Below are 26,705 nucleotides of genomic sequence, written 5' to 3'. Positions count from 1 at the left end.
AACTGGTTCCTTTGACCATTACGGAGCCTGTAGGCTGGCCAGCGCCTTGGGCAGGGCGACCAAAAAGGCTTCGTTTTCGTGGGGCAGGCCAATGGACACCCGTAGCCACTCAGGCAAACCATAGCCATTCACCGGGCGAACAATGACGCCCAAACGCTGCAATGCATCAAACACTTTCATGCCGGCATCGGGCGTGTTCCCAGCCTTGAACAACACAAAGTTGCCATAAGAAGGTACGAACTCAAGACCCAGAAATTTCAATCCACTTTCTATCTGCTCCAGCCCCCTGAGGTTTACTTCATAGGTTTTCCGAAGAAACTCGTGATCATCGATTGCGGCTTCAGCCGCAGCCAGCGCCAAGGAGTTGACATTGAACGGCTGGCGCACTCGGTTCATCAAATCAGCCACCTCGACACTGGACACCGCATAGCCAACACGCAAACCGGCCAGGCCGTACGCTTTGGAAAAACTGCGCGACACCAGCAAATTGGGGAATCGGGCAACCCACTGCGTGGAGTCGTATTGGTCTTCAGGCTTTAAGAATTCGTTGTAGGCTTCGTCCAGCACCACCAACACATGCTCGGGAACCTGCTCTAAAAATGCCAAGAGCTTTTGCTGCGGCAAGAAGGTGCCTGTGGGATTATTCGGGTTGGCGATAAACACCACACGTGTTTGGTCGTCGATCGCGCTCAGGAATCCATCGAGATCATGGGTAAAACACACCGCAGGCACTACTTTGGACTGCGCGCCGCAACCCTGCGTGGCCAAGGGATACACGGCAAATGCGTACTGCGAAAACACGGCGCTGGTACCCTGCGTCAGAAACGCCTTGGCCGCCAATTCAAGTACGTCATTTGAACCATTGCCCAAAGTAATTTGCTCTGGCTTCACACCATGGCGCGTTGCAAGTCTGGCTTTCAGCGCAAATCCATTGGCATCCGGATAACGACCCAAATCAGCTGCAGCCAGCGCAATCGCGGCCTTGGCTTTTTCGCCAAGACCCAACGGATTTTCGTTCGAGGCCAGCTTCACAACCGTGTTGGGGTCAAGACCCAACTCGCGAACGACGTCGGATACAGGTTTGCCCGCCTTGTAAGGTGCAATCGCGCGAATGAATTGTGGTGCTTGCTCGGTCAGTTTTTGCATGGTGCTACGTCGTTAAGTGCGTTGTGCCGCTGGGTACGAACCCAGCACTTTCAGAAAAGATGCGTTTTGCCTCAGCTGATCCAAGGCTTTTGCCACGGCTGGCTCAGTTTGATGACCTTGAAGATCAATGAAGAAATAATACTCCCAGCGCCCATTTCGAGCAGGCCGGGATTCAAGCCGGGTCATGGAAACATTTTCCGCGTTAAATGGTTCCAGCATTTTATAAACAGCACCCGGTTGATTGGGCACAGAGGCGACCAGGCTTGTTTTGTCCTGCCCGGAGGGTCCTGTCAATTGATTGCCCAATACCAGGAAACGAGTGGTGTTGTGGGCGTCGTCCTGAATGTGTTCCTGAAAGGCCTTTAAGCCATAACGCTCACGCGCCGCCTGCCCTGCAATTGCAGCCACCTTGGCATTTTCACTGGCCATTTGCGCGGCAACGCCATTGCTTCCCACAGTTTCTTGCTGAATATGCGGCGCATACTGCGAAAGCCAACCACGGCACTGCGCAAGGGCTTGCGGATGGGCACAAATTTTCTCGATGCCTTCCAGCAACCCGGTTTGACACAACAACTGGTGGTGAATGGCCAGCTGTACTTCACCACACACCATGGCACTTGATTCAACGAGTGCGTCCAGCGTGCGGGCAATTGAGCCTTCCGTAGAATTTTCAACAGGCACCACCGCAAAATCAACTTGTAGTGCCTGCAACTGCCGGAAGGCTTCTTCGATGGTTTCCACGGGTTCAACCTGAACACAGTGCCCAAAGAATGACCACACCGCCTGTTCGCTGTAGGTGCCCAAGGGACCCAGAAACGCCACATGCACCTCACGCTCAAGGGAGCGGCATGTCGACATGATTTCTTTGAAAAGGGTATTGATGTGTTGTGAATTCAGAGGACCTTTGTTGCTGGCATTCAACTTGTCGAGTACCTGCGCCTCTCGCTCCGGACGCATCACTGGGGCATCGGTTTTTGCCTTCACATGACCAATCGACTGGGCAAGGCTTGCGCGCTTGTTCAGCAACACCAGCATTTGTTGATCAATGTCATCGATTTGATCACGGAATTTCAACAGTTCCGCATTGATGTCAGGCGTGCTCATCAAGCCTCCGTTTTCTCAAATTCGCGCATGAACTCTACCAAGACCTTGACCCCTTCAAGAGGCATTGCATTATAGATAGAAGCACGCATGCCGCCGACCGACTTGTGCCCCTTGAGCTGTACCAAACCACGCTCTGCAGCAAGACTCAGAAATTTCCCGTTCAATGACTCATCTGCCAAAGTAAATGGCACATTCATGCGAGACCGATCTTCAACGCGAACCGGGCAGTTGTACAAACTGCTTGTGTCAATGGTGCCGTATAGCAAACTGGCTTTTTGCTGTGCCTGTGCTTGCGCCCAAGACACACCACCTTGCTCAAGCAACCACTCAAACACCAAACCTGCGATGTAAATGGAGTAGGTAGGCGGCGTGTTGTACATCGAGCCATTTTCGGCCACGGTGTCAAATGTGAATGCCGATGGGCAAATTGGCAAAGCACGATCGAGCAGGGCTTTGTCGACAATCACAATGGTGACCCCGGCAGGCCCCACGTTCTTCTGAGCGCCACCATAGATCAATCCGTACTTGGTCACATCAAGCGTTTTCGACAGAATATTCGAGGACATGTCGGCCACCACCGGGCAATCAAACTGACCCGCCAATGCCTCAATTTGCCCGTTGAATTCCACACCGCTAATGGTTTCGTTGTCGCAATAATGTAGGTAGGCCATTTGCTGACCATTCACGCGGTCAAGCAGGGACGCGCAATCGGGCACGTAACATGCTGCGGCAACATCGGCCAAGGCATTTGCATTGTCAAGCACCACACGGGCAATGCCGTATTTCGAAAATTCCTTGGTGGTTTTCTTGGACCAGGCCCCAGTGTTCACGAAGGCAGCCTGCTCAAATCCCTGAAGCAAATTCATGGGAACGATCGCATTCATGCCAACTGCCCCACCCTGCATGAACAGCACTTCATGCGACTGCGGCACGTTCAGTAATTTGCGAAAGTCATTGCGGGTTTTTTCGAAAATAGTGGTGTATTCAGGGCTGCGATGACTCATCTCCATCACCGACAAACCTTTGCCCTGCCAATCCAGCATTTCTTCAGCGGCCCGACGCAAGACCGACTCAGGCAAAGCGGCCGGACCTGCAGAAAAATTCCAAACTCTAGACATGCTTGCCCTGTGCAATTAACCGTTTATTTACTCTTCAGTGGCGGCAGGCGCTTCGGGGGCGTCGCCCTCCTCTACCTCACCAAGATCCTCGGCATCCGACTCCACGATCCGCTGCAAACCAGACAACCAAGTGCCCTCGTCTACGCTAATCAAGGTTACACCCTGTGTAGCGCGGCCCATTTCGCGAATTTCTGAAACACGGGTTCGCACCAATACACCACCCGTGGTAATCAGCATGATTTCATCGGTTGGGTTCACCAAAACGGCTGAAACCACCTTGCCATTGCGCTCGGAAGTTTGAATCGCGATCATGCCTTTGGTGCCTCGACCGTGACGGGTATATTCGGCAACAGGGGTCCGTTTGCCGAAACCATTCTCAGTGGCTGTGAGCACAGATTGCTGTTCATTTTCAGCAACGAGCATCGCGATGACAGTTTGTCCTTCTTCAAGATTCATGCCGCGAACACCGCGCGCATTTCGACCCATGGCTCGCACATCATTCTCATCAAAACGAACGGCTTTACCCGAATCACTGAACAACATGACATCGTTGGTACCATTGGTCATGGCCGCGCCGATCAGGAAGTCACCTTCGTCCAGGTTTACAGCAATGATTCCTCGCTTCATGGGGCGAGAAAAATCGCTTAACTTGGACTTTTTGACTGTTCCCAGGCTGGTGGCCATGAATACGTATTTGTCGTCCTCTTCAAAACTTTTCACTGGCAGTACAGCAGTGATTTTTTCACCTTCAGCCAAGGGGAACATGTTGACGATGGGGCGACCGCGCGAAGTGCGCGAACCTTGCGGCACTTCATACACCTTGAGCCAGTAAACACGGCCTGCATTTGAAAAATACAAAATGGTGTCGTGGGTATTGGCGACGAACAGGTAATCAATCCAGTCGTCTTCCTTGGTGGTGGCGGCCTGCTTGCCCCGTCCACCGCGTTTTTGAGCGCGGTATTCAGTCAATGGCTGGCTCTTGATGTAGCCCGAATGAGAAAGCGTAACCACCATGTCCTGGGGCGTGATCAAGTCTTCAGTGCCCAGTTCCGTGGCATTGAACTCGATCATCGAACGACGTTCGTCAGCGAACTCGTTGCCAATCGATGTCAATTCGTCTTTGATAATTTGACTGATACGCTCTGGCTTTGACAAAATATCGAGCAGGTCAGCGATTTGATCAATCACTTCCTTGTACTCGTTCAGTATTTTGTCCTGCTCAAGACCGGTCAGGCGCTGCAAGCGCATATTCAGAATTTCCTGCGCTTGAACTTCGCTCAGGCGATACAAGCCGTCGTCTTGTATGCCCAAACGGGCCGGCAAACCCTCGGGGCGGAACGCTTTGATACCGCCAGAATCGCCCAACTCAGTGCGCGCCAACATTTCTCGCACGATTGAGGAATCCCAGCTTTTCGCAACCAGATCGGCTTTCGCAACCGGTGGCGTGGGGGCAGCCTTGATGATGGCAATGAATTCGTCAATATTGGCCAATGCCACCGCCAAGCCTTCAAGCACGTGACCGCGATCACGGGCTTTGCGCAACTCGAATACAGTTCGGCGGGTAATTACTTCGCGGCGATGGCGCAAGAAGTAGAAAATCAGATCGCGCAGGTTCAACAAACGCGGCTGACCGTCGACCAACGCAACCATGTTGATACCGAAGGTGTCCTGAAGCTGGGTGTTCTTGTACAGATTGTTCAGAATGACTTCGGGGACTTCGCCACGCTTGAGCTCAATCACAACACGAATACCGTCTTTGTCCGACTCGTCGCGAATGTCGGAAATACCTTCAATTTTCTTTTCAGACACAAGCTCGGCAATGCGCTCAAGCAGTGTTTTCTTGTTCACCTGATAAGGCAACTCATCCACGATGATGGACTGACGGCCGCCTTTATCCATGTCCTCGAAGTGCGTTTTTGCACGCATTACCACACGCCCACGGCCAGTTCTGTAGCCTTCGCGCACACCTTGAATGCCGTAAATAATGCCTGCGGTGGGGAAATCGGGTGCCGGGATCAGTTCGATCAAATCGTCAACCGTGCATTCAGGCGCATCAATTGCATAAAGGCAGGCGGCTACCACTTCTTTCAGGTTGTGCGGGGGCATGTTGGTGGCCATACCCACCGCAATACCCGACGAACCGTTGACCAGCAAATTGGGCAGGCGGGCGGGCAATACCTTGGGCTCGCGCTCGCTGCCATCGTAGTTGGGGCCGAAATCAACCGTTTCTTTGTCGATATCCAGCAACATTTCCTGAGCAATCTTGGCCAGGCGAATTTCCGTGTAACGCATCGCGGCCGCGTTGTCACCATCGATTGAGCCAAAGTTACCCTGGCCATCGACCAGCATGTAACGCAATGAAAAATCTTGCGCCATACGCACAATGGTGTCGTACACCGCAGAGTCGCCGTGCGGGTGGTACTTACCGATCACGTCACCCACAATACGGGCAGACTTCTTGTAAGCCCGGTTCCAGTCGTTGTTCAACTCATGCATGGCAAACAGCACGCGGCGGTGCACAGGCTTCAAGCCGTCGCGCACATCTGGCAGGGCTCGACCCACAATCACGCTCATGGCGTAATCGAGATAAGACCTGCGCATCTCCTCTTCAAGGCTGATAGGGAGCGTTTCTTTTGCGAATGAATCCATGTTTCTTCTTGTGTTGAATTATTTGACTGAAGGAATAACAATCCGGGACGCTGCCAATCACGGCGGCGTCACATCCCTGGCGCTACACTTGCAAGCTTTCGATTGTATCAGCCAAAATCGTTGAAACTGGGCGCAATGGTGCGTTCCAAATCATCTAGTGACCCTGCCCATGCAACTGCTTACCCCCCAATGGCTTTTGTGCCTGAACCACACCACTGAAGTGCTTGAAAACCATGCTGTTTTGATCCATCAAGACCGAATTGTGGCCCTAGGTCCGCGCGATGAACTGCTAACACAGTACCCCGATGCTGAACGGGTGGATCTTCCCGGGCATGTTCTAATGCCTGGCCTGATTAACTGCCACACCCATGGGGCCATGAACTTGTTGCGCGGAGCAGCTGATGACCTGGCGCTACATGACTGGCTTCAAACGCGGATATGGCCCCTGGAAGGTGCCTTGGCTGACGCGGAGTTTGTATATGACGGCACAGTGCTGGCTGCCGCCGAAATGCTCCAGGGTGGAGTCACCACGTTCAACGACATGTATTTTTATCCTGACCAAGTGGCTCAAGCCGCGGTGGACTTGGGTTCACGCGTGTTTGCAGGCATCACGGTGATTGAGTTCCCCACCCGTTACGCGGCAGAAGCGAAGCAATACATCGAATTGGGGATAGCTGCCCGCGACAAATTCAAAAACGAACCCACCGTGCATTGGACGATTGCCCCGCACGCGCCTTACACCGTCAGCGATGACACCTTTAAACACATGGCCATGCTGGCCGAAGAACTGGATTTACCAGTGCACTGCCATTTACACGAGACAGCCAGCGAAGTGACTGACGCAGTGAGTCGAGACGCAGAGCGACCTTTTACTCGATTCGAACGCCTCGGCCTGATCAACGAACGGTTATTGGCTGTGCATGGCGTACACCTGAATGAATATGAGTTGCAGGCCATGGCCGCCAAAGGTGCAACGCTGGTGCATTGCCCTGCATCCAACCTGAAACTGGCCAGTGGCATTGCGCCCGTGGCTGGCGCGCTGAAAGCGGGAGTCAATGTGGTTATCGGCACCGATGGCGCAGCCAGCAACAACAAGCTGGACATGTGGGAGGAAGGCCGCCTTGCCTCCCTGCTGTGCAAAGGGGCCAGCGGCGATGCGACGGCTTTTAATGCCGGGGAGCTGCTTAAAAGCATGACCTGTAACGCGGCAAAAGCGTTGGGCGCAGACCACCTGATTGGGCGCATAGCCCCCGAAATGCAAGCTGACCTGATCGCCGTGGCGGTTGGGGAGTCTGCACACCAACTACCCAACCACAATCTAATCTCGAAACTGGCTTACAGCGGGGCTTCCAGAGACGTGAAGCATGTTTGGGTGGCAGGCATTCAAGTTGTGCAATCGCAACAACTTGTGGGCAAAAGGGCACAATTAGTCGGGGAAATCATGCGAAAAACCCAACGAGTGTGGCAGACTCGTGTCGAGAAAGTTGGTTGAGAGGGTGATAACTATGACAGCCTCTACTGTAAACTATCAACCAGCTTGAACCCCTATTTAACCCAAGGAGCAACAATGAAAAAAATGTCGACTCTCACGCAAGTTCTGATGGCGATGGCCATTGGTACAGCGTCTACAGCCGCTATGGCCCACACAACAGACAAAGGTGAAGGCCTGTCAGGCTATGTAGTAGATGGCAGCGGCAAAGTTGTTAAAGACGGCTCCGGCGAGTGCATCCGCACTAGCTACTTCACAGCCGCTTTGGCAATCCAGGAATGCGATCCTGACTTGATCCCCAAGAAGCCTGCTCCAGCACCAGTTGCTGCCCCAGCACCTGCTCCTGAGCCAGCACCGACTCCAGTGATTACCAAGGTAAGCCTGGAAGCCGACGCGTACTTCGACTTTGACAAGGCCACTTTGAAGCAAGGCGGTAAAGACCGCATTGATTCAGAGATCACCAAGTTGGGTCAGGTTGACCTGAACAGCGTAATCGCAATTGGTCACACAGACTCAATCGGTTCCGATGCTTACAACCAGAAGCTGTCCGAGCGTCGTGCTCAGGCTGTGAAAGACTACATGGTAAGCAAGGGCGTAGCTGCTGACCGTATCCAGATCAAGGGTATGGGCGAAAGCCAGCCAGTGGCTGACAACAAGACCCGCGAAGGTCGCGCCAAGAACCGTCGCGTTGAAATCGAATTCAACGCAACACAGAAAGTTGTGAAGTAATTCGCAGCCTTTGGTTCTGATCAAAAAAGCCCGGCTTAGCCGGGCTTTTTTGTTTCTGGCTTCGGGTAAACTACAACTTATCGCATTCAATTGAAGAGCCTTTACCCATGAGCAGTATCGAATCCAACAACGTTGACCATGCCGAATTGGCAAAATTCTCAGCTTTGGCCAGCAAGTGGTGGGATCCCAACAGCGAGTTCCGTCCCCTGCATGAAATCAACCCGCTTCGATTGAACTGGATTGATGAACGGGTCGGCCTGAAGGGCAAGCGAGTGCTGGACGTGGGCTGTGGCGGTGGAATTCTGGCCGAGAGCATGGCCCGCCGGGGAGCGGACGTTCTAGGCATTGACCTGGCGGACAAGTCTCTGAAAGTCGCCGAGCTGCACAAGCTTGAAACCGGTGTAAACAATGTGAACTACCGCTTTGTATCGGCCGAACAGCTGGCCGCAGAAGAACAGGGTACTTTCGATGTGGTCACCTGCCTTGAAATGCTGGAACACGTGCCTGATCCCGCACAAACCATCCAGGCTTGCGCAAACCTTTGCAAACCAGGCGGCTGGCTGTTTTTCTCAACCATTAACCGCAATCCCAAAAGTTTTGTGTTTGCGATTGTTGGCGCAGAATATGTGCTCAACCTGCTGCCCAAAGGCACGCATGAGTACAAAAAATTCATCAAACCGTCTGAATTGGCCCAATATGCGCGTCAGTCGAAACTTGATTTTTCAGAAATCATTGGATTGGTTTACAACCCGCTGACCAAGGTTTATCGCCTGGCTCGTGACACCGATGTGAACTACATGGTGGCTTGCAGAAAACCCGCTTGAGGAATTTGCTGATGCCTTTAAACGGAATTCTGTTTGATCTGGACGGTACGCTTGTAGACACCGCACCAGACCTGTGCGGCACCATTCAAGACATGCAAAGCGATCGTGGCGTTGACATCACCCCCTACCGCGCCATGGAACACCTGGCCTCGGGCGGAGCCCGCGCCTTGCTAAAAGCTGGCTTTGGCCTGGAAATGCACTATCCCGAATTTCCAAGCATGCGTGCAGAATTTCTGGAGCGCTATGAGGCCCGCATTGCACGGGAAAGCGCGGTTTACAGCGGAATTATTCCCTTGCTGAATGAGATCCGGGCACGCGGTGCTCAATGGGGCATTGTCACCAACAAACCTTACTACCTCGCTGAAAAGCTGGTGCATGAACTGGGGTTGACCCAAGGTTGTAGTGTGTTGATTGGAGGTGACACTGCCGAAAAACCCAAACCCTCCCCACTCCCCTGTTTCATGGCTGCGGGTGAAATGCGCCTGCCCACCGAACAATGCGTCATGATCGGTGACGATGAGCGGGATGTAATCGCCGGGCGTGACGCCGGCATGACCACCGTGGCAGTCGAATACGGGTACATTGCCAGCCCGATTGACCAATGGGGCGCAGATGCGGTGATTAAAACAGCGCATGATTTGGCCAGGTGGCTTGAAATTAGAATGTGAGCCCCCACATCAAGGGTGTTACAATGGTGTTTCCAATGGGGTCGATCTGGTTTCGACGTGGGTTGCAAAGCTATTGGGGCGTGTCGAGGATCAGTTACCTCGTAAATCCATCTGAAAAACTTTAAACGCAAACGACTCTTCGTTTAGCCCCGAACTCAAACTAGCTGCTTAAGCTAGTTTAGTTTGGACTTCCTACACCAGCTCGCCGATGGGCTGGGCGGGGTCAAACCCGCAGTGGGATCATCTACATCGGACCGCTTACCGGAATGCTGCCGGCCAGTAAGTTAAATTAGGTGGATCGCGGATGCTGAAGAATGTCGCTTTTCGTCAGTAGCCGTTAAATGCAAAGAAGACGACTACACACGTAGAACTGGTAGTGGAGGATTTGCGGACGCGGGTTCAATTCCCGCCGGCTCCACCAAATAAAAAGAAAAGGCCATCCCTGTGATGGCCTTTTTTGTTTACTTCACAGCCAAAATGTACTTGGCAATTGTCAATGCGTCCTCGTCGGTCACACGTGGCTGCGCAGGCATGGGCGTGTTACCCCACACTCCAGCACCTCCTGTTTGAATTTTCTTGGCCAATCTTTCTGCCGCTCCCGCGTCATCTGCATATTTCAAGGCGACTTGCTGATAGGTCGGCCCGTACTTTTTCTTGTCCTCGGCATGGCAAGCCGTGCAATTGTATTTCCTGACCATTTCCGGACTGGCAATTGCATTGCCCAATGCTGTCAACATTGAGCCAAAAAGAACAAATACGAGATACTTCTTCATGGGTATTTCCTCTCAAGAACCGCGCAATCATTCAGACTGCGCGGCTTAACTGCTTAATTCAAACGTGTGTCAGTTGGGTTTGATTTGATAAATTTCACCTTCATCGGTGGCCATGTACAAGTTCCCATCGTGACCCTGCACCACGGAACGGAAACGACCCGCCGGCATGGGCAAAGGCATCACAGTTCGCTTGGCGGACAGTCCGTCTTTGCTGATATCGAGCAAATCAATTCGGTTACCAACCGGGGTTCCATGAATACCAATTCCCATGTAGCCCACCGCCATTTTCCCGTCCCAGTCTTTCCACTGCTTGCCACTCAGGAAAACGCCTGATGACATGCCTTGGGACAAGTTTTCATTGTTCCATGCGGGCTTCATTGCCTTGGGATAAGTCTTGGTGTCTGTCATGGACATGAACGCGGCACGCTTGACGGGCTCCATGGCACCCATCTGATTTGGGCTGTAACCGCAATATCCGTCTGGGCAGTCTCCACGGCCCCCGACATTCGGACGAGGGTCCCAGCCCGCGTTGCCGCCATTGCTTAATACGGTGACTTCATCAGAATGCCATGGACCATTTTCAGCTGTTACAGGCTGATTGGTGCCGGGGCGGAATGCGATACCTTGTGGGTTGCGGTGACCATAAGTAAATATTCGGGCATCGAAACCTTTTGGCGGTTTGTTGCCAGCAGCAGCCTTTCCGTTACGATCAATGCGCAACACCTTTCCACCGAGTTTGGTTGGGCTTTGTGGCACCACGCCATTGTGTGTATCGCCAGTGGTCACATACAAAAACCCATCACCGGAATTGAAACGAATTCTTCCGCCGTTGTGCGCGCCAGACGAGCCAAAGGGATGATCGCTGGCGGCAATTTTATAAGGAATATCATCCACGATATCGGTGCGGTCAGACAACTTGCTCAAATCAGCATTTGCCTTCAATCGAATAACACGATTGGTCTGAGGGCTGGATTTACTCGATGTGGAATACACATACACGTAACCATTTTTCGCAAAATCAGGATCTACCGCTACGCCATTCATTCCAGCCTGGCCATCGCAAAAAAGATCCGGCATGGAGTCTGCGTATCCTGTGGCGTCCTTCATGCCGACTAATTTGTTAACTGTCCCCGACGGCAGTCTGACCGACAAACCATGGCATTTTTCGGTAAAAAACATGGCTCCATTGGGTAAAAACGCCATATCCCAAGGATTTTCCAACTTGGTTAAAACCGTTGTAGAGGTAAGATTAGGCGCTGCTGCTATCGCTGCCCCACCAACGACCAAGCTGGCCGAGGCAAAGACTGCGCAGGACAAAAGTTTATCAAGCTTCTTCATTTTGTCTCCTGATTTTGTGATTAAGACTGATGCGCAATTCGATGGCGAAACGATTCGTCAATCGCATCCATTCAAGATCGCGCAGATTGAAAGTTACACATATTCAACACTCGGTCAATATGGCCTTACCCGCAGTCAATCACTCAGATTTAGAAGACGTGCCTTTTAATATCAGGCTGAAGAAATTTTTGCCGCCTGCTTTGTTATCTTGATCGGAGAGCAATCGCGGAACGCTGCAGCCCAGCAGCAAAATAGTAGACCCGCTAAAGGCCAAGAGGGCCCCTACGATGGACAAAGGCCAACTAAGATCGAGAAGACGAAGCAACAAAGCGACGACAACACTGAACAACACCACCAAACACAAATAGACTTTCATGATCCAAAACACCTGTTCAGAGAGACAAACGCTGGTCTCCGGACCAGTGGATGCGCACTGCAATGCAAGGTTTCCTTGCCAACGAACAACGCTCACTCGAGCGCACCTGTTTGATTGCCAAAAACTATTACCTTGATTGCCTGTGTTTTTGGACCAACGAATATTAATGAATTCAGCAATTTAGATCCAGAAAATGTAATGTCGAATTGCGGTCATTTTTGAATACACCAGATGAATGATTTTCATCACAATGCTAATTTTTAAAGACTTCGATTTTTAACAATTTCGACATACGATTGCTGCAGCGCAAAAAAACCATTGATTGTCTATTTCACAAACCAGGCAAAACAGGAATTCCAGTTAATGTTTCGTATTTCACAAATGTTAACTTTTCACCACACCAAATAAATCAGGACGCTGTAAATCATGCAGAAAGGCATATTTCTCTCAATTTTGGCCTCTGTGCTCTTTGGCAGCATGTACTACTACACCACCCTGCTTGAGCCTTTAACTGGAGAGGAAATTTACGGCTGGAGAATGCTGCTGACTTTGCCAGTGATGACCCTGTTCCTGATCGGAACAAAAGACTGGGGCTTGGTCCGATCGATTGCACTGCGCCTGAGAAACGAATGGAGGCTCTATCTGGTATTGCCTGCGTCTTCCTTGTTACTGGGCATACAGTTGTGGCTGTTCCTGTGGGCACCGCTTCATGGGCATGCGATGAACGTTTCATTGGGTTACTTCATGATGCCGCTTGTGATGGTTTTGATTGGCCGCCTCTACTACAAAGACAAACTTAGTTCACTTCAAAAATTGGCCGTTCTAATGGCAGCGCTTGGCGTAATCAATGCTGTATTTCAGGCGGGGGGCTTTGCCTGGACTTCCCTTGTGGTGTGCTTGGGATACCCGTATTACTTTGTGCTTCGATCCAAATTCAAAATAGACAACCTGGGTGGGCTTTGGTTTGACATGCTGCTGATGTCACCCCTGGCGCTTTATTTCGCCTTGTCGGGCGAGGGTTTGGAACAAATGACAGGGCTGCAAATACAACTGCCTTTGCTGATTTTACTGCTGGGCGTATTAAGCGCTTCCGCGCTAATTTCTTATATTTTGGCCAGCAAAATGTTGTCTTTCAGTCTTTTTGGATTGCTTGGCTACGTAGAACCAGTGCTATTGGTGATTGTTGCGTTCGTGATCGGGGAAACCATTGCGGCGCAAGAATGGCCTACTTACTTGGCCATTTGGCTGTCGCTGAGTGTGCTGGCCCTGGAAGGCACCTACAAAATGAGACGACAGCCCATGGAGACTTGCCCTTGAACAGAACTATCACTGCATTTTATAAGATCGAATCACGGTCGATAGGTCTGGATCTCGATTAAAGGTCTCGGTGAAGAAATCCACAAAACTACTAATCTTGATTGAGGGACGACGTTCGGGTTGATAGACGACATTCAGAGGCAATGTGCTGGGCTTGTAGTTATTCAAAATCGTTTTCACACTGCCCTCTCGAATATCCCGACCATAAATCCATGTGGGTGAATAGCAAATACCCAAACCTTCCAGTACACCTTGGCGAATTGCCTCGGAACTATTCGATTGAAAGTTGCTACCTACGCGCACAGTCATGGCCTTGTCTTTGCTGCCATAAAAAGTCCATTCATTGAAATTGTCGATTCCCGTGTACAACAGGCAATTGTGATTTCTCAAGTCTTCTGGTGTATCGGGGGTGCCATGGCGGATCAAATACCCTTCAGACACAATAACAGCTCTGGCCACAGAGCCGATTCGCCTCGCAATCAAGCGACTGTCCTTCAACTCGCCCACACGAAACGCCACATCGATACCCGCCGCAACCAAGTCAACGAAACTGTCGTCAAGCTGCAAATCGATGCGCATGTTGGGATAGCGCTCATAAAATGCACCCAAGCGGGGAACAATATGAATTCGCCCAAATGCAACCGGTGCGGCCACTCGTAACAGACCACTGACCTCGTGCTCTGCGCGCAGCACCTCGCTACGCGCCTCCTCCAGTGTGTCAAGCACCTGTCGACAGCGCTGATAGTAAAGACGCCCGGCCTCTGTCAACGAATGGCTTCGAGTGGAACGTACCAACAGCAACACGCCAATGTCGGCCTCCAAAGCCTGCACTTGCTTGCTGATCGCGGACTGGGTGGTGTGAGACTGCCGAGCCACCGCCGAGAAATTACCGGTTTCGACAACCCTCACGAAGGTTTCCATCAGTCTCAATCGATCCATTCACGTGCTCCCTTTCCATTCCCAGCAGGAATAAATACTATAACAACTGTTCCGTAGATATGTGGGCTTTGAATACGCATAATGTGCAACATTGCACTGCAACACAAGAGGAGTAACGACGTATGAATTCACCGATCCCACATTTGAATGAACAGATCAACAACGTGGATGATTTGAAGCTGTTTCAGCCTGGAAAAATTGGCAGCATTGAAGTAAAAAATCGGGTGGTTATGGCTCCACTAACCCGCTGCCGTTCCGATGAGGCTGCAGGTGATATTCCCGGCAGTGAGATGAATATTGAGTACTACAAGCAACGAGCCAACGCTGGCCTCATCATTAGCGAAGGAACACAGGTTGCACCAGCTGGCAAAGGCTACATGGCAACCCCAGGCATTTACTCTGAAGCGCAAGTGCAGGGCTGGAAGTCAATTACCGAAGCAGTTCACTCTGCAGGCAGCAAAATTATTGCCCAAATTTGGCACGTGGGCCGCATTACCCACCCTGAACTGACAGGCGGTTTGAGTCCAATCGCGCCTTCTGCAATTAAACCCAATGTGGTCGCCTACACCCACAATGGCAAGGTCGATGTACCAGTGCCACATGCACTGACTGTGGAAGAAATCAAAGTTGTGGTGAATGAATATCGTCAAGGTGCAGCAAATGCCATCAAAGCTGGCTTTGATGGCGTGGAAATACATGGTGCGAATGGCTATCTGATCGACCAGTTTTTGCGGGACGGCGCAAACCACCGTACTGACGAATACGGCGGCTCTGCAGAAAACCGCGCACGCTTTGCGCTTGAGGTAATTGACGCAGTGATCGCAGAAATAGGTGCAGGCAAGGTGGGTATTCGCTTATCTCCTGTGACGCCATTCAATGACTTGGGCGATAGCAACCCACAAGCTGTCTTTGGTTACCTGATCGAGCAACTGAATCAGCGCGGTATCGGCTTCATACACATGATAGAGGGCTCAACCGGCGGTGATCGTAATGTGCCCGGCTTTGACTATGCGTGGGCTCGCAACACATTCAAGGGCACCTATGTCGTCAACAACGGGTACACGCGTGAAATGGCCATCAACGCACTTGAAACAGGCTGGGCCGATGCCGTGTCCTTTGGCCGTGCATACATCGCCAACCCTGACCTGGTGCCGCGCTTGAAGCTCAACGCGCCATTGGCAGAAGGCAATCCACAGACTTATTACGCACCGGGGCCTGAAGGCTATATTGATTACCCATCGCTGGATGTGTAAATGAAAAACGCCAGTCACAAGCTGGCGTTTTTTTTGATACTCTCCAGAGATGAACAAAGACAGCCTTGAGCAACTACAACAGCGATTGATCGAGTTTTCCAATGCACGGCATTGGGAAAAATTCCATTCTCCCAAAAACCTCAGCATGGCCTTGTCCGTTGAAGTGGCTGAATTGCTTGAACACTTTCAGTGGTTGACCGAGGAGGAATCCAGAAAAATCAACGGGCACAAACTGGATGAAGTTAAAGATGAGGTGGCCGACGTGCTGCTGTATTTGTTGCAAATTTGCAATCAGCTTCACATCGACCCCGTGGATGCTGCCCAGAAAAAACTGCTCAAAAATGCCGTGAAGTATCCAGCGAACGACTAAGCGTGGTCCGGAGTTTCAGGCAAGCGTGCACTGGTGCCACACGCATGACAATACTTTGAAAAAGTGCTTTTACGCGAGTTGCAAGTGCCGCACTTGTCGTGAAGACCAATGCCGCAATGCGGACAAAAATCAATATCGGTGTCTTTTAAATCTACCTTGCGCTCACAGCCCGGGCATATGCTTTTGAGCAAACGCGACTGGGCAGTCTCGTAATCCAGAACTTGCCGCCGCTTGGTTTCCGGCTGAGCCTCAGCCAAGCGCTGTTGTTCCAAATATCGATTCAAGGCAAGAATGGCCTGGCGCCCCACCAACACTGTTATTACAATGCCCACCAGGTAGCGAATATATCCACCGTAGCTGGGCAAGTAAGGCACCAACTCAACAAAGAATACAAACAAGGCGAAGTAAATAAAACCCCACACAAACGGCCAATAGGTGCTTTGGCGTTTGGTTTTGTAAAACCAGCCAGCAACAAGCAACAGTGGCAAAGTCAGGGCCAGGCGGTAGCCGAATACCCGCAATTCCTGGCTTTGAATGGCACTGGTGTATTCTTCTTGCGCGGCTCGTTCCAATTCATTCAAGCGCAATTGCGCTTTTCGGTTGGCCTGCTGGGCATCCAGCAATAGTTTTTGCTGCATTTCCACCTGGGCCAATGCCACGCGCTCCAAGGCTTGCAAGTTGTCCACACGATCGGTGCGTGCGAGCAATTCTTTGTCTTGGTCTGGTAGCGCAGTCGCTTTTCTGGTAGCAACAGACGCCATGAATTTTTCACGTTCTGAATCGGTATCTGCCTCGGCTGCGCTGTACTTCAGGCGCGACTGCTCAAGCGAATCACTGACCTCCCGCTCATTCAGCTCAGTCTTTCGAATTTCCTCTCGAACCTTTTTAAGCTCAATCGGATCCATAAAGTCTTCAAGCGTTTTTGTTTGCTCTATTTTGGGCAAATCGCCCACAACAGTGCCACCCAAGCCGATCAAAAACCACGCAAATATCACCGCGACAAGCCAAAGTCCGCGACGAAACCATTTTTCTGACAATCTCAGCGATTTGCTCATCTGAATCTCATTCTGTTTTTATATGGTTTCATCAACGCGCGAGTGGCTTATTTCAGATACTTCGCATGAAAATGCAAATGATCTTCAATAAAGGTCGCAATGAAGTAATAGCTGTGATCGTACCCAGCCTGATAGCGTACTTCCGCTTTATAACCCGTTTCTTGCAAGGCCGCTTCCAACAATTCCGTTTTCAGCTGATTGACCAAAAAGTTGTCTGCCAAACCTTGGTCGACCAGCATTGGCAGTTGTGAAGCACCCGAACGAATAAGTGCCACGGTGTCATGACGCTGCCAGGCAGCCTGATTGTCACCCAAATACAAACCCAATGCTTTTTGCCCCCAAGGGCATTGTATGGGACTCACTATTGGAGAAAATGCACTTACACAGACATATCGATCCGGATTATTCAACGCAATTGTCAAGGCTCCATGTCCGCCCATGGAGTGGCCGAACACCGATTTAAGCTGGCTCACCGGCAAAGCGGACTCGATCAGTGCTGGCAATTCCTCAACAATGTAGCTATACATTTTGTAATGGGTGCTCCACGGTGCCTCTGTGGCATCCACGTAAAATCCAGCACCCAAACCAAAATCGTAGGATTTGTCTGCGTCGTCGGGTACATCCTTACCTCGGGGGCTGGTATCCGGCATGACCACAGCAATACCCAATTCAGAAGCCACTCTTTGAGCACCCGCCTTGGTGGCGAAGTTTTGATCCGTACAAGTCAAACCGGATAACCAATAAGCCACTGGCACCTTGTGCCCAGCTTGAGCTTGGGGCGGCAGGTAAACGCTGAACTGCATGGTGCAGTTCAGTGTTTCTGACGCATGCTCATACTGGTTTTGCAAACCACCAAAGCATTGAACGCTACTAAGTAATTTCATATCAAAAATGGATCACGGTGCGAATGGATTTGCCTTCATGCATCAAATCGAATGCCTCGTTGATTCGCTCCAAAGGCATGGTGTGCGTAATAAACGTATCCAGATCTATTTCATCGTTCATAAACCGGTTCACATAGCCCGGCAGTTCCGTGCGCCCCTTCACACCGCCAAACGCGCTGCCCCGCCACACCCGGCCAGTCACCAACTGGAAAGGACGCGTGGCGATTTCCTGCCCCGCACCAGCAACGCCAATAATTACAGACTCGCCCCAACCCTTGTGGCAACACTCCAGGGCTGACCGCATCACATTCACGTTGCCGATACATTCGAACGAGAAATCAACACCGCCGTCGGTCATTTCTACAATGACTTCCTGAATCGGTCTGCTGTGTTCTTTGGGATTGACAAAATCAGTGGCGCCTAACTTCTTGGCAATCTCAAACTTGTCTGCGTTGATGTCGATCGCAATAATTCGACTGGCTTTGGCCTGCACGGCGCCAATAATTGCAGCCAAGCCAATTCCGCCCAAACCAAAAATGGCCACGGTGTCGCCAGCCTTCACCTTGGCTGTGTTGTGAACAGCACCAATGCCAGTAGTCACGCCACACCCCAGCAAGCACACCTTCTCAAGTGGTGCATTGGGGTCGATTTTTGCCAGTGAAATTTCAGGCACAACGGTGTGCTCTGCAAACGTGGAGGTACCCATGTAGTGAAAAATCGGTTTGCCGTCTTTGGAAAAGCGCGTAGTGCCGTCTGGCATCAAGCCTTTGCCTTGTGTGGCGCGAATGGCCTGGCACAAATTTGTTTTGCCAGAGGTACAAAACTTGCACACTCGGCACTCCGCTGTGTACAGCGGTATCACGTGATCTCCAACCGCCAGGCTGGTAACACCTTCTCCAACCGCTTGCACAATACCCGCACCTTCATGGCCAAGAATTGCCGGGAAAATCCCTTCAGGATCGTCTCCGGACAAGGTATAGGCATCGGTATGGCAAACACCTGTTGCAACAATACGAACCAGAACTTCTCCCTTTTGGGGAGGCATCAAATCGACTTCCTCGATTGACAAAGGTTGACCTGGGCCCCAGGCCACTGCGGCGCGTGTTTTAATGGTTTGCAACATGTATTTCCCCCAATGCTGGCGAGTGTTCAAGACAGACTCCATTATAGGGGCTCAGGGCTACCATGCAGGCGGCTGGCCGCATTTGAAGTGTGGTAGTGTCTGGTAACAATTAAAAGCATGTCTTTGTAACCGAATGATCCCTCCCAGCGAATCCAATGGTGTTCACCCTCAAGACGATTTTGAGCTGTCGCTCAAACCCTTGTGGATGCGCGCGCAAAGCGGAGATCCCCAAGCGTATCGGGAGGCACTTTCTAAAATCGCTCAGCGTTTGCGTCGCTTTTACAGTCGCAGGCTTCAAGCCTTGCCCGACGAGGTTGAAGACTTGGTGCAGGAAACTTTGTTGGCATTGCATATGCAGCGAGGTACTTATGACGAGACATTGCCCGTTAGTAGTTGGGTATTCGCAATTGCGCGTCACAAGTTGGTTGATTTGTGGCGTAGGCGTGGTCGAAAGGACAACTTAAATGACTCGCTTGACGATCTGACTGAGGACCAGCACCCCGCCACACAGGAGGAGCTGCCCTCGAAACGTGACTTGGGGGTATTGCTTGAGCAACTGCCGGAATTACAGAAACAGGCCATTTTGCTCACGAAAATTGAAGGCCTTTCGATGATTGAGGCCTCTGAGCGTAGTGGGGTATCCGTGGCTGCCTTGAAGGTGCAAGTGCATCGAGGATTGAAACAATTGGCAGCTTTGGTCAGGAGTGAAACATGAAAACTGATGATCTGATCACAATGATAGCAAACCAGGCCGGCCCTGCCCCAAAGGTATCGGTGGTCAATCGCTTGGTACCTGCCGGTATTGTGGGTGGGCTGATTGCTGCGGCAATCGTATTGGGGGTTTTAGGTCTGATACCCGGCACCATGTTCGCTGAAACTGGCCCCTGGATCAAGATTGGATATGCTGGCACGTTGGTCATTGCAGCAGGTTGGCTGTTTGCACGTTTGGGTAAACCAGGCGCATCAGGAAAACAGGCCACTTCGGCTGTAATCGCCGTGGTGTTGCTCATGGCCATGGCCGGGGTGCTGTCGTACCTAGGCACCCCTGAGGCAGAGCGAGCTGCTGCGCTATTGGGCCACTCCTGGTTGGTCTGTCCATGGGCCATTCTCGCCTTATCGATTCCCGTAATGGCCTGCTCATTTTGGGCCATGCGAGGTTTCGCCCCCACTCATTTAACTTATGCAGGCGCAGCGTGTGGATTGTTCTCGGGTTCAGTGGCGGCCCTGGCCTATGCGCTAGCCTGCACAGAACCTGCTGCGCCCTTCATTGCTGTTTGGTACACACTGGGTATTGCCCTTTGCGGTTCGTTGGGTGCCCTTCTAGGACCGAAATTTTTACGCTGGTAAAACGATGGTCGACCCGTCTCAGGCAGGGGGATCAATATGCTGGGTGCTCGATGTGTTGACTCTATACCAGCCAGCAATGCTGTAGCGATCACGCTTCGCGGGCAGCACTTCATGCGGAAAGTCTTCACTTAAAAACACGACCAAGGTTCCGCCCAAAGGCTGAATGGTCTCCAGGATCTGTTGGGGATTCTGGTCAGAATAAAGCACCATTTCCCCGCCATCTGCCGGGCCCCATTCCAGGTTCAGGTACAACACAACTGACAACACCCGATTGGCCTGCCCCCTGAATGCATCTACATGGGTTTTGTAAAAAGCGCCCGCTGCATAATGCGCGAAATGCGATTCAAAAGAAAACAAACCCAGCATCAATGTGCGATTCAAGTATTGCTGCAACTGCGCGCTGAACTCCAGCCATTGTTCTGCCGCACCCTCGTCAGTGCGCTCTATCCAGGCTATTTCATCACGACGAATTTCAGCGTTCGACTGTTGACCATGCGCACGTCCAATTCCGGCCTTCTTCAACACGCCGGGCGGCTTTGCTTTTAAAGCGTTCAACAAGTCTGAGATTAATTGGACAGGCAGTGCGTCTTTTTGAACGCTGTAACCTTTTAAACGAAGATCACTCGCGATTAAATCAAACATGAAACAATTCTTCCCGGAAAGCACTCACTTCGATTGATCAAAAGTGTAGCGCGTTCCAGGTAATTGTTATCAAGCGTGCGCCAAAAGCTGACCGATGGCGTTGGAAAGAGAAGTTGAATCAAACTTCTTCACGTAAATGTTCACGCCAGCCTCTATGCCGCGTCTGGCATTTTCTTCTGACGTCAACGAGGAATACATAATGATTGGAATATTCTTAAACCGTGGGTCACCTTTGAGCTTTCTGGTCAGGGTGCAACCATCCATAATCGGCATTTCCTCGTCCACCAGCACCAAAGAAACCCGCTCCTCCAGCTCTTCGGAATTCTGATTGGCACTGGACGCAATCGCCAAAAGCTTTTGCTCTGCCTCAACGCCGTTTACTGCATGGCTGTGTTTTAAACCCATGGTGTCGAGTACTTCGCTGATTTTGCGCCTGGCCACAATTGAATCATCAACAAAAAAGACAGGGCCCGCCTTGTTCAATTCGAATCCAGCCGTCACAGGCGTGGCGTCTTTTTCTGGCAAGACACGGTGGCAAACACTTTCAATGTCCACGAGAGAGACCAGACTGCCATCTTCGAGCATCACAACGCCGAAAACAGAGCCTTCTTCAGAATCGTACTTTTGCGGTGGCTTTACAGCCGACCAAGGTACCCGAATGATTTTGTCGACATCGGTCACTGCAAAAGCCACCGAACGAGAGGCAAATTCGGAAATAATCATTTTGGAGTTGGGCTCACCAGTGGACATGCCAATTGCATCTCCAAGCGAAACCACGGGCAGTACCTGCCCCCGCAGCGATATCACGCCATTCATGGCGCCTTGCTGCCCAGGAATCTGGGTGACCTGCGACAATTCTGTGACTTCGCGAATTTTGAATACGTTTAAACCGAATGTTTCCTGAGCACCCAAAGAAAACAGCAGTATCTCAATCATCTCTGTCGATGATTCACCAGGAGTTCTTTCGTTGTTGTAGTTCATGAGTGGATTGACTGTTGACATGGTTCAAGCTGTATTTTGAACCAAGTGACAACGAATCAAATCCTTAGGAAGGGGGATAAAAGCGGTCTTTTACGCCTTTAGACGAATCCGTTATTCAGCCGAGATAGGCTGACAACTCTTCGCGTGGATCGGCCAACAAAGGCCCCAATTGTGGCAAGGCAATTGAACCGATGGGCTGCGCCACAGCATCCATCAGGCTGTTAAGAACCTCAGCGGACTTGGCGTAATAATCAACACTCAACAAAGGATCGGCAACCGGGTCCAAAACATCGACTCCCGTGGCATCAATGGCCGAAGACAATAGATCGCGGCCGACACCCGCGACGTTTTCTTGTAGAAACCCGCGAACTCCAGAGTCAAGCTCCATACCGGTATTTACCAGAAACTCACGAAACTCGCCTTGACGACTACCATCAAAGGTGTCACCAAAATCTTGTTGAGACGCCTCAGCTTGTGCAATAGCCTGCTCGATAAAATCAAAGAAAGAAAATCCGTTGACATCGCTCGCAAGGCCCTCAGAAGAATCTTCCGGACTCAATGCGGCGCCGGGCGACTCCAATTGCTGAGCATCAAAGTCACTCTCGTTTTCAACTGAAAACTCGTCAAAGCGTGACATTAATTCTGGATTTTGAATTCCCATGCCGACGAATCCGCTGGGCAAGTCGCTCAGCTCATCATTCATGGTTAACGATGCAAATCGATTAGATTGCTGACCAAGTGACGAATCAACAAATGATTTGTCTACGGCGTGCGAAGTGTATTCCACCTCACTTTGAATAGACTTGATCGTGGTTTCCAACTGAGCGAGACCTGAACCGGCATCGGGCACATCAAGTGCCGCTGAGAGCGTATTCAAACTTACTACACTGTAAGACTGCGCAGTGGCACCGCCAAGCAACGCAACAGCGTGGTTGGTCTGATCTGTAATCTGGTCTCTAATACCGCTCATTGTTATGAAATACCCCTTACCGGAGTCTTTATTTAAACAAAAGCGCGCAGAAGACTCAATCAGGAAAGTGATATATTTCAATCACTTGTTTGTAGGCATTTGATGCGTTTTATTAGGAAAAATTACTTATTTACCCCCTCTTTGGGGTTACTGATTGATCTCCGCCACGTAAAACCACTCCTGCCCGGCTTGCGACAAGGTATTAGGGAAAACAATAAATCCGTCTCGGCTGGCCCGGACTTCCTCCCCGCTTTGTCGAATCCCGATCAGCTCACCTTTTCGAATAGGATCGAAGCTTGACCAGGAACGAACAAACTGATCATCAAAATGGTGCTTGTCATTCACCTCAACCAAACTGAGATGTTGGTATTCACTGACCGCCGGCACGGGCAAGCCATCGATCAAATCCAGATGAATCAAAGCATTGGAAATGGCCTGATAAGCCACATCTGGTCCTGCAGGATCGTCATGCTGACCACATTCCAAAGTTACCGCATAACCCCCACTTGAGCGCATACACTCGGTGGTGCCCATCCCATAACGTGGATCGGTATTCAAACCCTCACCTGACTGAGCTGTCGCCTTCAGGTAGACGACCCGATTCGCTACACCCTTGGCGTAAGTGTCCAGCCATCCATCGACAAAACGAGACACCCCCAGTCGTAGCGCCAATCCACGTTCTGCGCTTTCATGCTCAAAGGACTCCAGCTCACTGTTGTTGTTCCTCGGACCAAACAAAGCGAAAGGTATGTCCCCTTTCTGAAAGCTGTGTATGTCCAGCAAGACATCATGTGCGGCCAACAGAGGACAAAGCCAATTTGCAACATGGTCTTCAAAGTCAGCCGGATTATTCGTTGGCGTCAAATTGCGATTCAGGTTTCTGTCGCCATTGCGCTGCTTTCGGTTGTAAGCCAAAGGGTTGGTAATCGGAACGAAAGTTAGCTGCCCTTTGGTCAGAAAACGTTCACCAGTCTCAAACTCCTGAATCATCTTCAGAATTGCCTTGCTGCCCGACACTTCGTTACCGTGAACGGCACCAAGAACAATAAATTTTGGCCCCGGCTCCAAACCTGTGAAAGTGACCGACTTAAATTGCAAAGGGTGAGGAATGGCAGGGAGTTCTGGAAACTGCATGGCAGAAATTGGCGAATGAAGAACGATTCAAGGAGGTTACCACAAACCCGAGTCCATAAAAAAAGGGCAGCTTAAGCTGCCCTTGAGTTCATGACAACACCTGTGATCAGCGACCTGGCCCCTCTACCGAAGGACCAAATCGTTTTTTAACCGCATCAAAGGCAAACAAACGCACCAAGGCCGGAATCAAAATTACTGCCCCCACCATGTTCCACAAGAACATGAAGGCAAGCAACATCCCCATGTCGGCCTGGAATTTGATTGCTGAAAACGCCCAAGTGAATACACCCAGAGCCAAGGTGACAGCAGTTAGGGCTACAGCCACACCGGTAGATCGCAAGGTTTCAAAATAAGCATCCTTGAAATTCAGACCCTTGGCCAGGAAGCTCTCCAAACGGTTATAGATGTAAATACCGTAATCCACACCAATACCCACACCCAGTGCAATGACCGGCAGTGTAGCTACTTTAATACCCAGGTTCAGTTGCACCATGATTACCTTGCACAACACCTCCGTGATAAACAGCGGGATCATAATGGCCAGCATCACGCGGAAACTCTTGAACTCCCACCACACAAGCGCACCAACAATGCTGTAAACCAACAGCAACATGGTTCTTTGTGCCTGTTCCACCACAATATTGGTTGCCGCTTCAATACCGCTATTGCCCGCTGCCAGAGTAAATTTGGCATCGGCCGAATCATTCTCTGCTGCAAAAGCCTGCACCTTCGCTACCACGCGCTCAAGCGTCTCCGCCTTGTGATCAGACAAAAACAGAATAACGGGTGTCATCGAACATTCGGAGTTGTACAAGGTAGTGGGAATGTTTTTGTGTGCCCCGTTGGAAATGAATCGATCACGTGAAATGGCCAACCATTTCGGATTGCCGCCATTGAAACCCGCAATGATGTTTTTCATCACAGTGAAAAGCGAAACAGTGCCTTCCACCCCAGGGGTATTTTCCATATCCCACTGAAAACGATCTACAGCCGAAGCCACAGGGTACGCGCCGCACTCTCCCGCAGGGGTTTCAACCATCACAACAAATACATCTGAACTGGTCGAGTAGTTTTCCACCAAGAATTTCACATCCTGGTTGTACCGTGAATCGGGACGCAATTCAGGCGCGCCCGGGTCAAGGTCACCAATCTTGATTCCAGAGGACGCATACAAACCGCTCACAAGAATTACAGCGGCAGCGGCGCTAACGCCATAGGCCACTTTCTTTTCTGTCAAGCGAGAAAGCCAATGCGACACAGTGTGCTTGCTGGCTTCCTGTTTGGCTACTTGCTTCAGACCACGTTCCGTCACATCGGTGTAACTCATCAGCACCGGAAGCAAAAACATTTTGGTAAAAATAATCACCGCCACACCAATCGAAGCGCTGATCGCCAGTTCGCGAATCACACCAATCTCGATCACCAGCAAAGTAGAAAAACCAACGGCATCGGCTAGCAAAGCCACAGAACCCGGAATAAACAACAAATGGAAAGTGGCTTTTGACGCTTCGATTTTGTTTGCGCCATGGAATCGCTCCGTGGCCATGGTTCGAACGTTTTGAATCGCGTGACTAACACCGATCGCAAACGTCAAAAACGGCACCAGAATCGAATATGGATCCAAACCAAACCCAAGCAAACTCACTGAACCCAAGTGCCAGATCACTGCAAGCGAACAACAGAAAATGGTTGCAGTCGTACTCTTCCAGCAACGGGAGTACCAAAGCAGCAAAATCACAGTAAGAACGAAAGTAATGGCAAAGAAGCCCGCGATGTCTTTTGCACCTTCGATCAGATCACCCACAACCTTGGCAAAACCAGTGATGTGAATCGAAATGTCGTCACTCTGGTATTTGTCGCGAATCAATTCTTCGATTCGCTCTGACAACTTGCCGTAACTCAGCTTTTCACCAGAATCAGGATCAACCTCCAACAGCGGGGCCAGAATAATTGCCGACCGCTGATCATTCGATACCAAAGAACCGATTCGACCTGATTTCTCAACGTTGGCCCTCACAGCTTCAATTTGCTCAGGTGTCCCCGAGAAGCCCTGTCCAATCACAGGCCCCATGCGAAGACCTTCCTCGGTCACCTGCCGCCACATCACATTCGGCGTCCAGATCGAACTCAAATTACCCCGATCCACACCCGGAATGTAAAACACCTCATCCGTGATCAAGCGAAGCTTTTCAAGAAAATCTGCCTCGTAAATCGTGCCATTTTTGTTGTGTACTGCAATTCGCAACACGTTACCCAAAGGCCGTAACTCATTCTCGTAATTCAAATAATTGGCAATGAATGGATGCGTGACGGGTACCATTTTCTGGAACGATGCATCGGGTCTAAGTTGCACCGCGTGGTAGGCAAAAAACACCGACAGCACTGCAAAAATGGCGATAACCAACTTGCGGTGTCCAAACAAAATCGACTCAAAAAACCGTTCGACTTTTCCCAATTCTTCTTGATTGCTCATATC

26 protein-coding genes and 1 other RNA gene are annotated in these 26,705 nt (G+C 50.9%); 11 read left to right on the top strand and 16 right to left on the bottom strand.

Features of this window, described 5'->3' with window-relative positions; translation table 11 throughout:
* Positions 1-18: 18 nt before the first annotated feature.
* The 4 genes from hisC to gyrA are packed head-to-tail and all read right to left on the bottom strand — an operon-like array spanning position 19 to position 6,017.
* Positions 19-1,146 carry a histidinol-phosphate transaminase gene (gene hisC, locus FRIGORI9N_RS02900; RefSeq protein ID WP_159568393.1) on the bottom strand — a complete coding sequence of 376 codons (1,128 nt, stop codon included), beginning with the start codon at positions 1,144-1,146 and terminating at the stop codon, positions 19-21.
* 12 nt (positions 1,147-1,158) lie between these two features.
* Positions 1,159-2,250: a prephenate dehydratase gene (pheA, locus tag FRIGORI9N_RS02895; RefSeq protein WP_159568392.1), complete on the bottom strand. Its 1,092-nt coding sequence runs from the start codon at positions 2,248-2,250 to the stop codon at positions 1,159-1,161.
* Positions 2,250-3,368, bottom strand: a complete 1,119-nt coding sequence (gene serC, locus FRIGORI9N_RS02890) for a 3-phosphoserine/phosphohydroxythreonine transaminase (RefSeq protein ID WP_159568391.1) — start codon at positions 3,366-3,368, stop codon at positions 2,250-2,252. The genes pheA and serC overlap by 1 nt, the downstream gene beginning before the upstream one ends.
* A 27-nt stretch (positions 3,369-3,395) precedes the next feature.
* A complete protein-coding gene (gyrA, locus tag FRIGORI9N_RS02885; protein WP_159568390.1) occupies positions 3,396-6,017 on the bottom strand; it encodes a DNA gyrase subunit A in 2,622 nt (873 codons plus the stop codon).
* Positions 6,018-6,186: 169 nt separating this feature from the next.
* Here gyrA and FRIGORI9N_RS02880 point away from each other — a divergent pair, with 169 nt between their 5' ends.
* The 5 genes from FRIGORI9N_RS02880 to ssrA all read left to right on the top strand — a co-directional run bounded on the left by FRIGORI9N_RS02880 (position 6,187) and on the right by ssrA (position 10,148).
* A complete protein-coding gene (locus FRIGORI9N_RS02880; protein WP_159568389.1) occupies positions 6,187-7,509 on the top strand; it encodes a TRZ/ATZ family hydrolase in 1,323 nt (440 codons plus the stop codon).
* 75 nt (positions 7,510-7,584) lie between these two features.
* Positions 7,585-8,235: an outer membrane protein OmpA gene (ompA, locus tag FRIGORI9N_RS02875; RefSeq protein ID WP_159568388.1), complete on the top strand. Its 651-nt coding sequence runs from the start codon at positions 7,585-7,587 to the stop codon at positions 8,233-8,235.
* Between the two features lie 107 nt (positions 8,236-8,342).
* Complete coding sequence (gene ubiG, locus FRIGORI9N_RS02870; RefSeq protein WP_159568387.1) at positions 8,343-9,059, top strand: bifunctional 2-polyprenyl-6-hydroxyphenol methylase/3-demethylubiquinol 3-O-methyltransferase UbiG; 717 nt, start codon at positions 8,343-8,345, stop codon at positions 9,057-9,059.
* An 11-nt stretch (positions 9,060-9,070) separates the two neighbouring features.
* On the top strand, positions 9,071-9,727 hold the full coding sequence (locus FRIGORI9N_RS02865; protein ID WP_159568386.1) for an HAD family hydrolase: 657 nt from the start codon (positions 9,071-9,073) through the stop codon (positions 9,725-9,727).
* Positions 9,728-9,764: 37 nt separating this feature from the next.
* Positions 9,765-10,148: a transfer-messenger RNA gene (gene ssrA / locus FRIGORI9N_RS02860) on the top strand.
* A gap of 40 nt (positions 10,149-10,188) precedes the next feature.
* Here ssrA and FRIGORI9N_RS02855 read toward each other — a convergent pair.
* Positions 10,189-10,500, bottom strand: coding sequence for a c-type cytochrome (locus FRIGORI9N_RS02855; protein WP_159568385.1), 312 nt, complete (start codon positions 10,498-10,500; stop codon positions 10,189-10,191).
* Between the two features lie 69 nt (positions 10,501-10,569).
* On the bottom strand, positions 10,570-11,679 hold the full coding sequence (locus FRIGORI9N_RS02850; protein ID WP_236550785.1) for a sorbosone dehydrogenase family protein: 1,110 nt from the start codon (positions 11,677-11,679) through the stop codon (positions 10,570-10,572).
* On the opposite strand from FRIGORI9N_RS02850, the gene FRIGORI9N_RS02845 reads away from it, so the two are divergent.
* The gene (locus FRIGORI9N_RS02845; RefSeq protein WP_201301461.1) at positions 11,606-12,007 is read left to right on the top strand and encodes a hypothetical protein; all 402 of its coding nucleotides are present in this window, start codon (positions 11,606-11,608) and stop codon (positions 12,005-12,007) included. The genes FRIGORI9N_RS02850 and FRIGORI9N_RS02845 overlap by 74 nt on opposite strands.
* On the opposite strand, the gene FRIGORI9N_RS02840 is transcribed toward FRIGORI9N_RS02845, so the two are convergent.
* Positions 11,978-12,310, bottom strand: a complete 333-nt coding sequence (locus tag FRIGORI9N_RS02840; RefSeq protein WP_159568383.1) for a hypothetical protein — start codon at positions 12,308-12,310, stop codon at positions 11,978-11,980. The two genes, FRIGORI9N_RS02845 and FRIGORI9N_RS02840, sit on opposite strands and share 30 nt — an antisense overlap.
* Before the next feature lie 330 nt (positions 12,311-12,640).
* Here FRIGORI9N_RS02840 and rarD point away from each other — a divergent pair, with 330 nt between their 5' ends.
* A complete protein-coding gene (rarD, locus tag FRIGORI9N_RS02835; protein ID WP_159568382.1) occupies positions 12,641-13,531 on the top strand; it encodes an EamA family transporter RarD in 891 nt (296 codons plus the stop codon).
* A 9-nt stretch (positions 13,532-13,540) separates the two neighbouring features.
* On the opposite strand, the gene FRIGORI9N_RS02830 is transcribed toward rarD, so the two are convergent.
* A complete protein-coding gene (locus tag FRIGORI9N_RS02830) occupies positions 13,541-14,470 on the bottom strand; it encodes a LysR family transcriptional regulator (RefSeq protein WP_159568381.1) in 930 nt (309 codons plus the stop codon).
* A gap of 122 nt (positions 14,471-14,592) precedes the next feature.
* Here FRIGORI9N_RS02830 and FRIGORI9N_RS02825 point away from each other — a divergent pair, with 122 nt between their 5' ends.
* Positions 14,593-15,723, top strand: coding sequence for an alkene reductase (locus tag FRIGORI9N_RS02825; RefSeq protein WP_159568380.1), 1,131 nt, complete (start codon positions 14,593-14,595; stop codon positions 15,721-15,723).
* A gap of 49 nt (positions 15,724-15,772) precedes the next feature.
* The gene (locus tag FRIGORI9N_RS02820) at positions 15,773-16,093 is read left to right on the top strand and encodes a nucleotide pyrophosphohydrolase (protein WP_159568379.1); all 321 of its coding nucleotides are present in this window, start codon (positions 15,773-15,775) and stop codon (positions 16,091-16,093) included.
* On the opposite strand, the gene FRIGORI9N_RS02815 is transcribed toward FRIGORI9N_RS02820, so the two are convergent.
* From FRIGORI9N_RS02815 to FRIGORI9N_RS02805, 3 genes are read right to left on the bottom strand one after another with little or no spacing between them, the layout of a single operon-like run.
* Entirely contained in the window at positions 16,090-17,148 is a 1,059-nt protein-coding gene (locus tag FRIGORI9N_RS02815; RefSeq protein ID WP_159568378.1) for a serine endopeptidase, read from the bottom strand. The two genes, FRIGORI9N_RS02820 and FRIGORI9N_RS02815, sit on opposite strands and share 4 nt — an antisense overlap.
* 47 nt (positions 17,149-17,195) lie before the next feature.
* Positions 17,196-18,032: an S-formylglutathione hydrolase gene (gene fghA, locus FRIGORI9N_RS02810; RefSeq protein ID WP_159568377.1), complete on the bottom strand. Its 837-nt coding sequence runs from the start codon at positions 18,030-18,032 to the stop codon at positions 17,196-17,198.
* Between the two features lies 1 nt (position 18,033).
* Positions 18,034-19,155, bottom strand: coding sequence for an S-(hydroxymethyl)glutathione dehydrogenase/class III alcohol dehydrogenase (locus FRIGORI9N_RS02805; protein WP_371717143.1), 1,122 nt, complete (start codon positions 19,153-19,155; stop codon positions 18,034-18,036).
* A 133-nt stretch (positions 19,156-19,288) separates the two neighbouring features.
* On the opposite strand from FRIGORI9N_RS02805, the gene FRIGORI9N_RS02800 reads away from it, so the two are divergent.
* Complete coding sequence (locus FRIGORI9N_RS02800) at positions 19,289-19,870, top strand: sigma-70 family RNA polymerase sigma factor (protein WP_159568376.1); 582 nt, start codon at positions 19,289-19,291, stop codon at positions 19,868-19,870.
* Positions 19,867-20,502, top strand: coding sequence for an NrsF family protein (locus FRIGORI9N_RS02795; RefSeq protein WP_159568375.1), 636 nt, complete (start codon positions 19,867-19,869; stop codon positions 20,500-20,502). Before FRIGORI9N_RS02800 ends, FRIGORI9N_RS02795 begins: the two co-directional genes overlap by 4 nt.
* Before the next feature lie 18 nt (positions 20,503-20,520).
* On the opposite strand, the gene FRIGORI9N_RS02790 is transcribed toward FRIGORI9N_RS02795, so the two are convergent.
* From FRIGORI9N_RS02790 to FRIGORI9N_RS02770, 5 genes are all read right to left on the bottom strand, one after another.
* Positions 20,521-21,144, bottom strand: coding sequence for a 2OG-Fe(II) oxygenase (locus tag FRIGORI9N_RS02790; protein ID WP_159568374.1), 624 nt, complete (start codon positions 21,142-21,144; stop codon positions 20,521-20,523).
* A 69-nt stretch (positions 21,145-21,213) separates the two neighbouring features.
* The gene (locus FRIGORI9N_RS02785) at positions 21,214-22,146 is read right to left on the bottom strand and encodes a chemotaxis protein (RefSeq protein WP_159568373.1); all 933 of its coding nucleotides are present in this window, start codon (positions 22,144-22,146) and stop codon (positions 21,214-21,216) included.
* Between the two features lie 94 nt (positions 22,147-22,240).
* Positions 22,241-23,176 carry a hypothetical protein gene (locus FRIGORI9N_RS02780; protein WP_159568372.1) on the bottom strand — a complete coding sequence of 312 codons (936 nt, stop codon included), beginning with the start codon at positions 23,174-23,176 and terminating at the stop codon, positions 22,241-22,243.
* Positions 23,177-23,242: 66 nt separating this feature from the next.
* Positions 23,243-24,229, bottom strand: coding sequence for a succinylglutamate desuccinylase/aspartoacylase family protein (locus FRIGORI9N_RS02775; protein ID WP_159568371.1), 987 nt, complete (start codon positions 24,227-24,229; stop codon positions 23,243-23,245).
* Between the two features lie 106 nt (positions 24,230-24,335).
* The gene (locus FRIGORI9N_RS02770) at positions 24,336-26,702 is read right to left on the bottom strand and encodes an RND family transporter (RefSeq protein ID WP_159568370.1); all 2,367 of its coding nucleotides are present in this window, start codon (positions 26,700-26,702) and stop codon (positions 24,336-24,338) included.
* Positions 26,703-26,705: the final 3 nt, after the last annotated feature.

The organism is Limnobacter sp. 130, assembly GCF_902506325.1.
Lineage (GTDB): Bacteria > Pseudomonadota > Gammaproteobacteria > Burkholderiales > Burkholderiaceae_B > Limnobacter.
The sequence above is the reverse complement of the archived record's forward strand: the minus strand, read 5'-3'. Positions and strand labels throughout refer to the sequence as shown.

Excerpts from the sequence above, each read along its gene's own strand:
- FRIGORI9N_RS02775 (WP_159568371.1), bottom strand. The coding sequence starts at position 24,229 with ATGCAGTTTCCAGAACTCCCTGCCATTCCTCACCCTTTGCAATTTAAG.
- FRIGORI9N_RS02785 (WP_159568373.1), bottom strand. The coding sequence starts at position 22,146 with ATGTCAACAGTCAATCCACTCATGAACTACAACAACGAAAGAACTCCT.
- pheA (WP_159568392.1), bottom strand. The coding sequence starts at position 2,250 with ATGAGCACGCCTGACATCAATGCGGAACTGTTGAAATTCCGTGATCAA.
- FRIGORI9N_RS02805 (WP_371717143.1), bottom strand. The coding sequence starts at position 19,155 with ATGTTGCAAACCATTAAAACACGCGCCGCAGTGGCCTGGGGCCCAGGT.
- rarD (WP_159568382.1), top strand. The coding sequence starts at position 12,641 with ATGCAGAAAGGCATATTTCTCTCAATTTTGGCCTCTGTGCTCTTTGGC.
- FRIGORI9N_RS02880 (WP_159568389.1), top strand. The coding sequence starts at position 6,187 with ATGCAACTGCTTACCCCCCAATGGCTTTTGTGCCTGAACCACACCACT.
- FRIGORI9N_RS02865 (WP_159568386.1), top strand. The coding sequence starts at position 9,071 with ATGCCTTTAAACGGAATTCTGTTTGATCTGGACGGTACGCTTGTAGAC.
- FRIGORI9N_RS02845 (WP_201301461.1), top strand. The coding sequence starts at position 11,606 with ATGCCGACTAATTTGTTAACTGTCCCCGACGGCAGTCTGACCGACAAA.
- ubiG (WP_159568387.1), top strand. The coding sequence starts at position 8,343 with ATGAGCAGTATCGAATCCAACAACGTTGACCATGCCGAATTGGCAAAA.
- fghA (WP_159568377.1), bottom strand. The coding sequence starts at position 18,032 with ATGAAATTACTTAGTAGCGTTCAATGCTTTGGTGGTTTGCAAAACCAG.
- FRIGORI9N_RS02850 (WP_236550785.1), bottom strand. The coding sequence starts at position 11,679 with ATGTTTTTTACCGAAAAATGCCATGGTTTGTCGGTCAGACTGCCGTCG.
- FRIGORI9N_RS02855 (WP_159568385.1), bottom strand. The coding sequence starts at position 10,500 with ATGAAGAAGTATCTCGTATTTGTTCTTTTTGGCTCAATGTTGACAGCA.
- serC (WP_159568391.1), bottom strand. The coding sequence starts at position 3,368 with ATGTCTAGAGTTTGGAATTTTTCTGCAGGTCCGGCCGCTTTGCCTGAG.
- FRIGORI9N_RS02820 (WP_159568379.1), top strand. The coding sequence starts at position 15,773 with ATGAACAAAGACAGCCTTGAGCAACTACAACAGCGATTGATCGAGTTT.
- FRIGORI9N_RS02815 (WP_159568378.1), bottom strand. The coding sequence starts at position 17,148 with ATGAGCAAATCGCTGAGATTGTCAGAAAAATGGTTTCGTCGCGGACTT.
- FRIGORI9N_RS02770 (WP_159568370.1), bottom strand. The coding sequence starts at position 26,702 with ATGAGCAATCAAGAAGAATTGGGAAAAGTCGAACGGTTTTTTGAGTCG.
- FRIGORI9N_RS02830 (WP_159568381.1), bottom strand. The coding sequence starts at position 14,470 with ATGGATCGATTGAGACTGATGGAAACCTTCGTGAGGGTTGTCGAAACC.
- FRIGORI9N_RS02790 (WP_159568374.1), bottom strand. The coding sequence starts at position 21,144 with ATGTTTGATTTAATCGCGAGTGATCTTCGTTTAAAAGGTTACAGCGTT.
- FRIGORI9N_RS02825 (WP_159568380.1), top strand. The coding sequence starts at position 14,593 with ATGAATTCACCGATCCCACATTTGAATGAACAGATCAACAACGTGGAT.
- ompA (WP_159568388.1), top strand. The coding sequence starts at position 7,585 with ATGAAAAAAATGTCGACTCTCACGCAAGTTCTGATGGCGATGGCCATT.
- FRIGORI9N_RS02800 (WP_159568376.1), top strand. The coding sequence starts at position 19,289 with ATGATCCCTCCCAGCGAATCCAATGGTGTTCACCCTCAAGACGATTTT.
- hisC (WP_159568393.1), bottom strand. The coding sequence starts at position 1,146 with ATGCAAAAACTGACCGAGCAAGCACCACAATTCATTCGCGCGATTGCA.
- FRIGORI9N_RS02795 (WP_159568375.1), top strand. The coding sequence starts at position 19,867 with ATGAAAACTGATGATCTGATCACAATGATAGCAAACCAGGCCGGCCCT.
- gyrA (WP_159568390.1), bottom strand. The coding sequence starts at position 6,017 with ATGGATTCATTCGCAAAAGAAACGCTCCCTATCAGCCTTGAAGAGGAG.